We start from the raw sequence: 13,157 nt of genomic DNA on the forward strand, positions 1-13,157 counted from the left end.
ATGCTCTTTAGCTGTATTATATTTTGCCATCACATAAATCGAACATTTCTACTGCATATTATTTGCTGATCTTCTTCTCGAGCATAATGAATAATTGGAAACATATATATAAAACTATCCTCTGCAATAAGGTCACTAATTACATCAATGTATTCATTACTAGGTTTTTCGGTGCAAAAATCAGCCACACATTCATTTATTAATCCGGCCAACAAGTCTGCTATTTGCAACGCAGCATAATTTTCTGAATTTTCAAATTCAAAACTATGTATTGGTAAGTAATCAGGAAAAACATAAAAACCCTTATCTTGGACTTTTGAATTTAATATCCTTGGCTTATCCTTTGCAATCCCTTGTAATTTATTAATAATCCATTCTCTTTTTTTAATACCCAGGAAGCATCATGGACTACATCAAAATTTTTACCATCAAAAAAATATGCCCAATGATTTAGTAGCTGATACACGCAGGGTAATGTGGTATCCAACCACGACGGTTTGACGGATTCATCTTGAAATGACCCGCCATTAATAAGTTTCACACTGTCTTCAAAAGTCGTATTTAAAATCCAGTTATAAATTAGAGCTTCCTGTTCACATTCATTTGTTAAAATTTCAATATGTTTAATTAAAGACTCATACCCCTTCTCCGACTTCTCCTTTATAAAAGATGAGTACAGATCAATCAATTTAAATATATAGTCTAATCCTTTAATTCTAATAAAATGAAACCATAAAGCGTGCATCCTAGAGAAGGTCCAATCCGGATCACCAGTAACATGAGATTTATTAGGAAATTTTTTTTCATAAGCGCTATCGTGAAATAAAGTTAAAAAGGAATGAAATAGAAAGAGAGGTTTATATACAGAATACGCTTTAAAACAAGAGTCTCCGTTTTTCTTTAATTCAATCAGGACATTATAACATTTATCAACTCGTCCTTTTTTTCCCAGACTTGAATATTTGACTTCTTTAGCTTGACTTCGAGGGAAGTGGCTTTTCAGAATCTTTTTGCAACTACTTTCTGAAAAATTATGTGACGCAAAAGTAATAAAAGGCTGTTTCTTATCTTTGAATCCCTGCTCGGTATTACCTGACTCATCAAAATAAACGACATTTATACCTTTGCTCCCTATCATTCGATGGATTTCCTTATTGATCTAGCATTACATTTAAACTTTATTACTATTTTGTGCTCTTTCCGCCTTAGTTTTACTCCTTTATCAAAATTGGCAACTGACTATCTGTCAACCGTGAGCTTTAGATCCAGTATAAACATATTCAATTCATTGGTTGATATATTTATATAGTGTAGTTTTTCCTACGCCAACCATTTTGCAAATGGATTGAATTGAATGTTTTTTATTAGCATAAAGAGTTTTTACAAGTTCTTTTTGTTCATCACTAAGCTTTTCTGGCCTGCCTCCTTGTCGACCTCTAGCTCTTGCAGCTTCAAGACCCGTAAGGGTTCGCTCTTTAATTAAGTTACGTTCAAATTCAGAAAGTGCTCCAAAAACATGAAACATAAATTTGCCAGAAGGTGTTTCAGTATTAATGGCCTCGGTAACGCTATGAAAACCTATTCCCTTTTCCTCTAATTTACTGACATAAGAAATAAGATGTTTAAGGGATCTCCCTAATCTATCCAATCGCCAAACGACCAACACATCCCCTTCTCTAAGAAAATTTTCAACTTTTTCTAAACCAGGTCGCTCAGAGACAGAGCCACTTATTTTATCTGTAAATATTTGCTCACATCCTGCTTTCTTTAATTCATCAAGCTGTAAGTCCAAATTTTGTTCATGTGTTGAAACTCTGGCATACCCTACTCTCATTATTCCTCTTGTTCAGAAAGGCTAAAAGAATAGATTAAAATGAACTTTGATTAATGTATAGAGTTTTCGAACTGATTTTCGTGGTGAGTTAGACATTTTGAATATCAATTTTATTCGTTCGCAAACCCATCATTTTGTGGAAACCCGTTAACACAGAAATTCGATTTGATATAAATCCTTCTTATGGATATGTTAGTATTAAACACTACATATAATCACTTGAAATAAATATGGACGATTCATTAACTAATTTAATTATAAAACTTGAAGAACAATTATTAGAGAAGACTGATTCCTTAACCAATTTGATTGATTTAATTGATGACGAGTTTATTGAGATTGGAAGTAGTGCTAATGAGTACAATAAAAAAGCAGTAGCAGAATGGCTTAAGAGCAATGATCAATCTGAACGTACAGCTTCTTTATTCAAAGCACAGCAACTTTCTGGAGATATGATTTTACTAACCTATATTAGCTCTATAAAGGATACACCTGTTTCAGAAACTAAGCAGGCTGCAAGATCATCTATTTGGCGTTTAAGAAATAACAAATGGCGTATGATTTTTCATCAAGGAACGCCAATTAAATAATCTTATCCATCATAAACTTCGGATATCTAATTTTTTTCAATTCAGCCTGCCATTGGATTATGTAATAATCTTTTGCCCCATTTTAGCAAATTTCTTATGGATCAGGTACGTTATCTACCACAAGTTACTTCCCCCCATATAGCTACAATATGTAGGTGACTATAGTCTAACTAATTAAAACTCCTTTTTGGGCATAATTTGGGTACTTTTAAAATATACTATTTGAGAGAGAATAAATGATTAAAAAATAGGATTTCAAATATAATCAAATAGTTACTTATTAATGTTTATTTCAATGAAGCAATAATCAGCGGGAACAAATTAATAAAAATTTGTTATAAATCAATAGCTTGGTGGAGGCGGCGGGAATCGAACCCGCGTCCGCAAATCCTCTGCCTTCAGCTCTACATGCGTAGCCGTGTCTTTTGATTTAACTGTGCATTCTCCGACGGGCAGGATACTACACAGCGATTCCCTGAATTTCGCATCTTAATACGGGATGGATTAAGACACTAGCTTATCTCTTATGACCGTTGATTCGATACCGATAAGCGGGCTCGGTCGAACGGGATACTGGGTTTATTGGCCAGTACACAGTGATGGTTCATCTAAAGTGCTTATTAGGCAGCGATAGCTTCCCCACCAGCAAAGTTTTCATCGTTTGCATTTATATTTATTTGAGTCTGATTTACGAGAGTTCTCATTCTCGGCATGCACCTCTGGTTTTGCAACCCACGTCGAAGCCAGGTCGCCCCCTTTGTACACTATAAGTATAACATAAAATGTACACACAATAGCAGTTTTCTTTTGAAAATTCAGAGGGAATTTCCTGGGTTTGAGACTTTGCCCTCACCCAGGTTTGCTTTAACCTTGAATTCCATTGTGACGTAATAGCGCATCAACCGTTGCTGGGCGGCCTCGGAACTCTTTATAGGCCTCGGCCGCTTTCTTCGAGCTGCCGACTTCCAAAATATGATGCAAGAAATCGCGTCCGGTTTGGGGATTTAAAACTCCTTCCTCTTCAAATCGAGAAAAAGCATCGCTGGACAACACTTCTGCCCAACTGTAACTGTAGTACCCTGCTGCATATCCACCAGCAAATATATGACTAAAACTGTGTGGAAAACGGTTATATGGTACAACCGGGATCACGCTGGTTTTAGAACGAACATCAGCCAAAATATTCTCAACCAAGGAATCTTGGCTTGGCATATACTCTTGATGAATACGGAAATCAAATATAGAAAACTCCATCTGCCGTAACATCGCCATCGCCGATTGGAAATTTTTAGCAGCGATCAACCGCTCAAAAAGCGATTCGGGAATCGGTTCACCGCTGTCCACATGTGCGGTTAAAACATCCAAACCACTTTTTTCCCAGCACCAATTTTCAAAAAATTGACTGGGTAATTCTACGGCGTCCCACTCTACCCCATTGATGCCAGAAGCACCTAGATAATCGACTTGAGTTAAAATGTGATGCAGACAATGACCAAACTCATGGAATAAAGTAACTACTTCCTCATGGGATAACATCGCGGGTTTATTGGCGGATGCTTTGGCAAAATTACAGGTCAAAGTTGCTATCGGCAACTGTACCTTACCATCCTCCAATCTTCTGCGACTTTGCAATGAGTCCATCCACGCACCGCTGTGTTTGTTGGGTCTAGCAAATAAATCAGTATATACGTAGCCTCGAACCGTTCCATGTTCGTCGACCACACAATAACATTGGACATCTTTATGCCAAATATCCACACCCTTTACTTCTTCAATTGACATGCCATACAGCTTTTTAACTAAATCGAATAACCCTTGCATGACCTTAGGTTGTGGGAAATAGGGACGTAGATCTTCTTGTGACAAGGTAAATAAAGCTTGTCTTCGTTTTTCAGACAAATAACCCACGTCCCACGGTTTGACGGGATTTAGCTTAAATTGTTCTTTGGCAAATTGCTCCAGCTGCTTGAATTCCGTGGCAGCTTGGTCATGGATGCGCTTGACCAAGTCATTCATAAATTCTCTAACTTGATTGGTAGACTCGGCCATTTTGGTCGCAATGGACAATTCTGCATAATTGTTAAAACCTAAAAGCTCGGCTTTTTCGTGACGCAAGGCTAAAATTTCATTGATTAAAGGTGTATTGTCATAGGTATGCGCATTGGGTCCTTGGTCTGAAGCTCGCGTAATAAAAGCTTGATACATCTCTTCACGTAATGCCCGATCTTCGGCATAGGTCATTACCGCTTGGTAACATGGATATTCCAGAGTGAGTACATGTCCATCAAGGCCTTTTTCGGCCGCGAGTTCTTTCGCTGTATTTAAAGCGTGTTCCGGTAATCCGGCCAAACGCGTTGAATCTTTAATGTGCAACGTAAATGCTTGCGTGGCGTCCAAAATATTATGTTCAAATTGATTGGTTAATTCATCGAGGCGCGTCTGAATTGCTTCAAATCGTTTTTTACGCTCTTTATTGAGTGCGACTCCAGATAATTCAAAATCACGTAAACTATCGGCAATCAACTTTTGTTGCACTGGATTCAACGCGTGCTTATCAATGGATTTAATGGCCTCATACAGTTCATGGTTATGGCCCATTGCCGATTCATAGGCTGAAAGAAGCGGTAAGCAGGCATCATAGCATTTACGTAATTCTGGAGAATCCATGACACCATGCAAATGCGACATCGGCGACCAAAATCGCTCCAGCTCATCTGCCATATCCTCCAAGGGATACATTAAATTATCCCAAGTATAATGGGGGCTTTCTTTGAGCAAACTTGAAACCTCTTCCAAATGCTTTTTTAAAAGGGCATCCAGATGAGAATGAAAATGATTTACATCAATACGACTAAATTGGGGTAACCCTACTGGTGCAGACATGCTTTACCTTTGAAAATTGATACAAGAAGTAAAGCATAACATTCAATTAATAAAGCCTCTATACTTCGATGAATCATTCATGGAGTAATCCTGGGCTCTTATTAGGTAAGTTTTAGACTTGAGTGTTCAGCAGCTTATCATTTGGCAGCATTAAGGATTTCGCCGTAATCCGAAGGAAGAGTTTAATAATAGCTGCTCTAATTTAGATACAACACAATTGACCATCCAGTTGCAAATCATCTTCTTCATTGTGTTGTACATCGCGAACAACCTTGGGCTGTTCCTTTTGGTTAAAAAATCCCAACTTTGCCAAAGCGGTGGAACGGTCAATGGTATCTTGAGGCCGGCTCTTATTAACCTCTTCTGCTATAGCAAAATTAATAAAACAAATCGTAACCAAACACATTGCGGCAATCAGTGGAATAATTGGATTCGCGGCAAACATAGGAAGAGCACAACACATTGCCAGAAAAATTAGAGTGGTCGTGGTTACATGGGAACCGAGTCGGAAGCGTTCAAAGTCAATTTGGTTGTCTATAGCCTTAATATGTTCCTTAATTTGTCTTTGCTCTTTCTCATCCCTTGTAGTACTTAACATGGTCACATAGTGCGATCGCAGCTCGCTTAAACGATTCAGTTCGATATATGCTCTTGTCATTGCCATGATGACATCAAATGCAAAAACAGAAAGCGATACATAAATTCCAAATGGAGCCAAAGCACCAGTCAAAATAAAACAATTAATGAACCCTGAACTAACCCAGGCAATGTCATTTCCTAACTCGAACCAGCGACGTTTTAATTGAGTACTCAGACGTACATACCAACCTAAAGAGTACTCTTTATCATCCATCCACCATCCGGGCACCGTATGTTTTATTAGCACAATTAGATTCACTAACAAACGAGGTAACCAAAAAAACCACGATAAATGCGCCAAAATAGGATCGGTTACTGTATCCATAATTTTGACAAAATTTCGATAGGACTCGGAGCTCGTCTTCAGAAGAGCCAGGAGATCCAATGCCCTTTTGGAACGGATTAATAACAAACGGTATAAATTGATCTCGATGGTGGTATTGCGAACTTGTTGGGTAAACGACGGAGTTTCTTCTACTTTTTTCGATTTTTGTGTAGGAGCGCCTATTAGTTCTAACAATTCACGATATAAATTCTGTTGCTGACGTAAGCGCGTGACTTCTCTGGGGATGATCAAATAGTTTTTATAGATCTCTTCCAAAAGCTCAGCCATTATTAATGCAGCAAACAGCTGTTCTTTGAGCTCTTCTTGGGCGATTGCCTGTTTCGACAGGAATTTAGCTCTTAATTGTTGTCCTAAAAGGCTATATTCAAGATTCAACACCAGATGAAGAGGGACTATCTTACGATAAAAATCCGGACCTAGCTTTTGAATATGCTCTGATGCCCAGTTCTTAGGAATTTGCCCAGCCTGAGGAAGACATAATTCAGGAAAGCTTTCTTGTAAATGCCGAATTAGTGGGGTCATGATGTCCTAAAATGAATTTGGAATTTCGGGATATCAAATAAACAATTCTATATTTATCATTTGTTTATTGTCTATAAATAACTTCAAAAGTAAAAAAATAGGTCTGATTATATATAAAATTACACAAAAAGAAAATTTATGAACTATTTTAACTATTTATTGTTGCTATGCATGAGTATTTACCAATTAAAAATATACATGCTCTTTTGGTGCTTAGGAAGTCTTTTTATTAGAGTTATTCGATCTATACTATAGGTAGGTATTTTGTGGTTTTAGGAATGCTCATAAAACGAAAAAATAGGACAAAATTAGCTCTTTTTGCAAAAAAATGATCAAAAATGCGCTTATTTTCTTGCTGATTCCTGTCTTCTGAGCGACAATATCACACCCAGTTAAGTGCACAAGAGAATCCATGAATCTTTCCAAAGAATTAGCTAATGCCATTCGCATTTTAAGTGTAGACGCGGTAGAACAAGCCCAATCAGGACATCCCGGAATGCCTCTAGGGATGGCGGATATTGCCACCGTGTTATGGAACAAATTTTTAAAACACAATCCGCAAAACCCGCTTTGGTTTAACCGCGATCGCTTTGTATTATCTAATGGACATGGTTCCATGTTGCTGTATTCCTTACTTCATCTGTCTGGATATAATCTCTCCATAGATGATTTGAAAGATTTTCGCCAATTAAACTCGAAAACTCCGGGACACCCAGAGCTTGGTCATACCCCTGGAGTGGAAACAACTACCGGTCCTTTAGGGCAAGGTCTAGCTAACGCAGTGGGAATGGCATTAGCAGAGCGCGTTTTGGCGACTCACTTCAATCGCGATGATTTTGATCTTGTGGATCACTATACGTATGCTTTTACAGGTGATGGCTGCCTCATGGAGGGTATTTCCCATGAAGCATGTTCGCTCGCCGGAACTTTAGGTTTAGGGAAACTGATTGTCTTCTACGATGACAATGGGATTTCGATTGATGGTAAAGTGGACTCTTGGTTTACTGATGATACCGCACAACGTTTCAAAGCCTATCATTGGCAAGTCATCGAAGCAGTCGATGGCCATGATATGGATGCGATTGAGCAAGCCATTCTTAAAGCTCAAGCCAATAGCACCCAACCTACCCTGATTATCTGCAAAACTATAATCGGGCTTGGTTCTTCCGTCGCAGGCAGTGAAAAAGCTCATGGTGCCGCCTTGGGGGCAAAAGACATTGCCAATGTGCGCGAATTTTTTAAATGGAAACATGATCCTTTTGTGATCCCTGATGCCATTTATCAGCAATGGAGTCATAAAGAGCAAGGCGAAAAAGAAGAACAGCAATGGCTCACTCTTTTAAACGACTACCAACAACACTATCCACAAGAACATTATGAATTTTTACGCCGTATTAATGGCGATCTCCCAGATGATTGGGAAAGTAAAAGTAATGCTTTTTTTGAGCAATGCCTTACTAATGACAAAGCGATCGCGACTCGTAAATCGTCACAACAATGTATCGAATATTTCGCTCGTATGTTGCCGGAAATGCTCGGGGGTTCGGCTGATTTAACGGGCTCCAATAATACGGATTGGTCAGGCAGCAAAGCCATCACTGGCGAAGATTACTCGGGTAATTACCTGTACTATGGGGTACGGGAATTTGGTATGGCTGCAATCATGAATGGCCTGGCCGTCCATGGAGGATTTATTCCTTACGGGGGTACTTTCCTTGTGTTCGCAGATTATGCACGCAATGCCATCCGTTTAAGTGCATTAATGAAACAACGCGTCATTTATGTCTTTACCCACGACTCTATTGGTTTAGGCGAAGACGGTCCAACCCACCAACCCGTAGAACATGCGTCCATGTTGCGGATGACTCCAGGCATGAGTGTATGGCGTCCTGCAGATTTAATGGAAACAGCCGTTGCATGGAAGCTCGCTTTGGAGCATCATAATGGGCCAACATCCTTACTGCTTTCAAGACAAAATTTACCTGCATTGCCCCATGGAGCAACCGCAGCAGAATTAATAACTAAGGGAGGTTATATCATAATGGATTGTGATGGCACACCGGATGCCATCTTGATTGCAACAGGCTCGGAAGTGCAGTTGGCACTCGCGGCCGCAGAGCAAGTGAAAACACGTGCACTTAAGGTGCGTGTGGTTTCTATGCCTTGTGCAGAGCGATTCCTGGAGCAAGACCAAAATTATAAAAATCAGGTATTGCCCCAAAACGTCCATACACGTATTGCAATTGAAGCTGCAAGTTCGGCTTATTGGTACCAATTCGTTGGTTTGCAAGGTGCCGTAATTGGCCTGGATCGTTTCGGTGTATCAGCTCCAGCAAATCAGGCATATCAATACCTGGATATTACTGTAGAGCGTATAATTAAAACTTTGGAAGAATTAGTATCACATTAAAACATTATTAAAAATTTGTAGCCTGGGTGGCAAAGCATCACCCGTGGAAACCATCAAATATCTCGGGTCATGGCTTTGTCTTACCCAGGCTACGATTTACTGCTATTAAGTTAAAGAACAACCGTTCCCGCGAAAGTAGGAACCCATTTCTAGCGAGGCACCGCGCTACTTTAAGAATAGATTCCCGTCTTCGGGGAATGACAACATCCTTAACCTAGCGAAGCAACGATTAGAAGCTTAACTTGAGATAGTAACTCATTACTAAAAATTGGAGAGAAGTAATATGACAATACGTGTCGCTATTAATGGCTATGGCCGCATTGGCCGTTGTATCTTAAGAGCAATTTTTGAATCCAAAAAACAAAATGAATTTGAAATCGTTGCAATCAATGATTTATCTGCAATTGACACTACAGCCCATCTGACCCGTTATGACACAACACATGGCCGCTTCGCATCTGATGTCAGCGTGGAAGGCGACATGTTAGTAGTGGATGGCCATGCCATCAAAATCATCGCAGAACGGAACCCTCTAAATCTGCCTTGGAAAGAGTTAAACATCGATTTAGTTTTAGAGTGTACTGGCTTCTTTACTGAACGCGAAAAAGCAATGCAGCATATTACTGCGGGTGCTAAAAAAGTATTGATTTCCGCTCCAGGAAAAAATGTGGATGCAACCATCGTTTATGGCGTGAACCACCAAACGCTCAAAGCGTCTGATCTCATCGTTTCTAATGCATCTTGCACCACCAATTGCTTAGCACCCGTTGTGAAACCTTTAAACGATGCCTTAGGTATTGAATATGGTTTATTAAATACAGTGCATGCTTATACTAATGATCAAATGCTTTTGGATGGAAGTCATGAAGATTTACGTCGTGCTCGTGCAGCAGCGCACTCTATTATTCCAACTAAAACCGGTGCAGCCGCAGCGGTAGGGTTAGTTTTACCTGAGTTAGCAGGAAAGCTCGATGGTTTTGCGATGCGTGTTCCGGTCCTTAACGTTTCTGTTATCGATTTGACCTTTACAGCAAAGCGTGAGACTACCGTAAAAGAAGTGAATGACATCGTACGTCAAGCCAAAAGTCGTATCTTACAAATCAATGATGATCCTTTAGTATCCTGTGATTTTAATCATAATCCTGCATCATCTATTTTTGATACTACTCAAACCAAAGTATTTGGAAACCTAGTGAAAATCGTAGCCTGGTATGATAATGAATGGGGCTTTTCTAATCGTATGCTTGATACAGCACATCAAATGATGAGTTGCTAAACCCCAGTTTGGAGATATTGATGAGTCTGATACAAATGAGCGATATAGACCTGTCTGGGAAACGGGTACTAATTCGTGAAGATCTAAATGTTCCAATCAAAGAGGGAATTATTACCAGCGATCAACGCTTGCAAGCGGCATTACCCACTTTAAAAGCAGCCTTAGATGCTGGTGCGGCAGTGATGGTTTTATCTCATTTAGGCCGTCCTGAAGAAGGAAAGATTGAACGACGCTTTTCGATGAAACCTATTGCAGAATACTTGCAAAAACATTTGAACTATCCTGTTTATTTCGTAAGTGATTACCTCAATGGTGTGGTTGCTAAACCAGGAGAGTTAGTCGTTTGCGAAAACGTACGTTTCAATGTGGGTGAGAAGAATAATGATGAGCAGCTAGCCAAAAAACTTGCAAGCCTTTGTGATGTCTTTGTTATGGATGCCTTTGGTACAGCGCATCGAGCCCAAGCTTCTACCTATGGTGTCGCTCAATATGCACCAGTTGCCGTTGCAGGTCCCTTATTAGTTCGTGAACTCAACGCCATAGAGAAAGCACTCGCAGCGCCCCAGAAACCGATTGTTGCCATCGTTGGTGGTGCCAAAGTCTCTACTAAACTCAGTTTATTACGTCAATTAGTCACTTTGGTTGATTACTTAATCCCTGGAGGGGGTATTGCAAATACATTCCTTAAAGCCCGGGGTTTTGAAATTGGGGTTTCACTTTACGAAGAAGCACTACTGGATGAGGCACGAGAAATTCTCCAAATTGCTGAAGAAAAAGGATGTCGCATACCTTTACCCACTGATGTAGTAGTCGGTAAATCGTTTAGTGAACAATGTCCCGCATATAATAAGTCGTTACAGAATGTTGCCACTGATGACATGATCCTTGATATTGGTCCCATGACCGTTAGTGAGTATGTCGACATTATTAATGAGGCTAAAACCATCATTTGGAATGGCCCGGTTGGAGTTTTTGAATTTGCACAATTTGCTTATGGAACCCGGGCGTTGGCGATTGCAATTGCCGAAAGTGATGCCTTTTCCATCGCAGGTGGTGGGGACACGCTTGCTGCGATCGATCTCTATGACCTAAATCAGCAAATTTCTTATGTTTCCACGGGAGGTGGGGCATTTCTTGAGTGTTTAGAAGGAAAAACCTTGCCAGCTGTTGCCATTTTGCAGGAGCGTGCAAAAGATGTTAAGACAAACTAAAATCGTTGCCACATTAGGGCCGGCTAGTAATACTCCGGCGACACTTCGTGCCATGTTAACCGCAGGTGTTGACGTGGTACGGATTAACTTTTCCCATGCTGACGCCTCCGCATTACAACTTATTGCTTTAGTTCGAGGGATTGCAGAAGAATTAAATTGTCCACTGGCAGTAATGGCTGATTTACAAGGGCCTAAAATTCGTATCGGTCGTTTTAAAGAGAAATCGATCACTTTGATTGAAGGCCAAGAGTTTACTTTGGATTGTAATGCCGCAGAATTACTAGGAGATGAACAGGAAGTTTCTGTCGCATATCCCGACCTTGCTCGTGAACTGGCTCCAGAAGATCATTTATTACTAAATGATGGTTTAGTTGAGTTGGAAGTTATGAGTATATCTGGCTCCAAAATTCATTGCCGTGTTATTGAAGGCGGGGGCTTAAGTGATCTTAAGGGATTAAACAGAAAGGGAGGCGGGTTAGCAGCCAGGACCATGACAGATAAAGACAAGCGTGATTTACGTACAGCCATCGAAGCTGAAGTAGATTACATCAGTTTGTCTTTCGTAAAAGACGCTGAGGACATTCGCCATGCTCGTAGGCTCATGACTGAATTTGGCAAAAAAATACCCGTTATTGCTAAAATTGAACGCACGGAAGCATTACACTATCTAACCGAAATAATTCAAGAGGCAGATGCAATCATGGTTGCGCGTGGCGATCTAGGAGTTGAGATAGGTGCCGCTGAAGTCCCTGCAATCCAAAAGCACATCATTGGTGAAGCACGTCGATTAGATAAAGTAGTCATTACCGCAACCCAAATGATGGAATCGATGATTAACAATCCTCAGCCTACCCGCGCAGAAGTCTCAGACGTTGCCAATGCTATATTGGATGGGACAGATGCCGTGATGTTGTCTGCGGAAACAGCCAGTGGCCAATTCCCAGTTAAGGTGTTGACTATGGTCAATAAGATCTGCCTGAGTACTGAAAAACATGCTAGTTTTTACTATCACAACAATAAAACTGAAGCCTGCCATTATCAGCGAGCGGATCAGGCTATTGCCATGGCAACCATGCATGCAGCCAATCATTTTCCCATCCAAGCAATTATTACGTTGACCGAATCAGGGGATACCGCTTTATGGATCTCCAGACAACAAAGTAGAGTCCCTATTATCGCGGTTTCTGCTAACAAACGAACCATAGGTCGTTTGTGCCTTGTCCATAATGTTTTTCCAGTGTTCATGAATTATTATCAATTTAATGCGGAAACATTGAATCAACAAGTGCTTGAAGAGCTGGTAAAATCAGGTCATCTTGGATCAAAAAGCTTTGTCTTATTAACACGGGGTCGAATGATCGGTACCGCAGGAGGTACAAATAGCATGGAGATTATTCGGGTCTAGACTTAGTTATAGGATAGTAGATAGAAGAACAGTCCATCTAC

The 13,157-nt window shown here is 40.2% G+C and carries 10 protein-coding genes and 1 other RNA gene; 5 read left to right on the plus strand and 6 right to left on the minus strand.

Translation table 11 applies throughout. The annotated features are described in order from the left end of the window. Nucleotides 1-29: 29 nt before the first annotated feature. The 3 genes from ACWTE2_RS23745 to ACWTE2_RS23755 all read right to left on the minus strand — a co-directional run bounded on the left by ACWTE2_RS23745 (nt 30) and on the right by ACWTE2_RS23755 (nt 1,834). A complete protein-coding gene (locus tag ACWTE2_RS23745) occupies nt 30-395 on the minus strand; it encodes a DUF3800 domain-containing protein (RefSeq protein WP_454785019.1) in 366 nt (121 codons plus the stop codon). Next, on the minus strand, nt 323-1,138 hold the full coding sequence (locus ACWTE2_RS23750) for a DUF3800 domain-containing protein (protein WP_454784689.1): 816 nt from the start codon (nt 1,136-1,138) through the stop codon (nt 323-325). The genes ACWTE2_RS23745 and ACWTE2_RS23750 overlap by 73 nt, the downstream gene beginning before the upstream one ends. A gap of 147 nt (nt 1,139-1,285) precedes the next feature. Continuing rightward, nucleotides 1,286-1,834 (minus strand): recombinase family protein, encoded by a 549-nt coding sequence (locus ACWTE2_RS23755; RefSeq protein WP_454784690.1) that lies wholly within the window; start codon nt 1,832-1,834, stop codon nt 1,286-1,288. A gap of 230 nt (nt 1,835-2,064) precedes the next feature. Between ACWTE2_RS23755 and ACWTE2_RS23760 the strand changes: the two genes are divergently transcribed. Then, nucleotides 2,065-2,424, plus strand: coding sequence for a nuclear transport factor 2 family protein (locus ACWTE2_RS23760; protein WP_454784691.1), 360 nt, complete (start codon nt 2,065-2,067; stop codon nt 2,422-2,424). A gap of 351 nt (nt 2,425-2,775) precedes the next feature. Here ACWTE2_RS23760 and ssrA read toward each other — a convergent pair. The 3 genes from ssrA to ACWTE2_RS23775 form a co-directional block, all read right to left on the minus strand. Continuing rightward, nucleotides 2,776-3,180, minus strand: a transfer-messenger RNA (tmRNA) gene (gene ssrA / locus ACWTE2_RS23765). 108 nt (nt 3,181-3,288) lie between these two features. Next, nucleotides 3,289-5,307 (minus strand): M3 family metallopeptidase, encoded by a 2,019-nt coding sequence (locus ACWTE2_RS23770; RefSeq protein ID WP_454784692.1) that lies wholly within the window; start codon nt 5,305-5,307, stop codon nt 3,289-3,291. Between the two features lie 202 nt (nt 5,308-5,509). Continuing rightward, the gene (locus tag ACWTE2_RS23775; protein ID WP_454784693.1) at nt 5,510-6,814 is read right to left on the minus strand and encodes a hypothetical protein; all 1,305 of its coding nucleotides are present in this window, start codon (nt 6,812-6,814) and stop codon (nt 5,510-5,512) included. 412 nt (nt 6,815-7,226) lie between these two features. Here ACWTE2_RS23775 and tkt point away from each other — a divergent pair, with 412 nt between their 5' ends. The 4 genes from tkt to pyk all read left to right on the plus strand — a co-directional run bounded on the left by tkt (nt 7,227) and on the right by pyk (nt 13,116). Then, nucleotides 7,227-9,224 carry a transketolase gene (gene tkt / locus ACWTE2_RS23780; RefSeq protein ID WP_454784694.1) on the plus strand — a complete coding sequence of 666 codons (1,998 nt, stop codon included), beginning with the start codon at nt 7,227-7,229 and terminating at the stop codon, nt 9,222-9,224. A 283-nt stretch (nt 9,225-9,507) separates the two neighbouring features. Further along, nucleotides 9,508-10,500, plus strand: coding sequence for a type I glyceraldehyde-3-phosphate dehydrogenase (gap, locus tag ACWTE2_RS23785; protein ID WP_182391960.1), 993 nt, complete (start codon nt 9,508-9,510; stop codon nt 10,498-10,500). Between the two features lie 20 nt (nt 10,501-10,520). After that, nucleotides 10,521-11,711 (plus strand): phosphoglycerate kinase, encoded by a 1,191-nt coding sequence (locus ACWTE2_RS23790; RefSeq protein ID WP_182391961.1) that lies wholly within the window; start codon nt 10,521-10,523, stop codon nt 11,709-11,711. Continuing rightward, nucleotides 11,695-13,116: a pyruvate kinase gene (gene pyk / locus ACWTE2_RS23795; RefSeq protein ID WP_454784695.1), complete on the plus strand. Its 1,422-nt coding sequence runs from the start codon at nt 11,695-11,697 to the stop codon at nt 13,114-13,116. The genes ACWTE2_RS23790 and pyk overlap by 17 nt, the downstream gene beginning before the upstream one ends. Nucleotides 13,117-13,157: the final 41 nt, after the last annotated feature.

The sequence above is a fragment of the Legionella nigrisilvae genome (assembly GCF_977063395.2).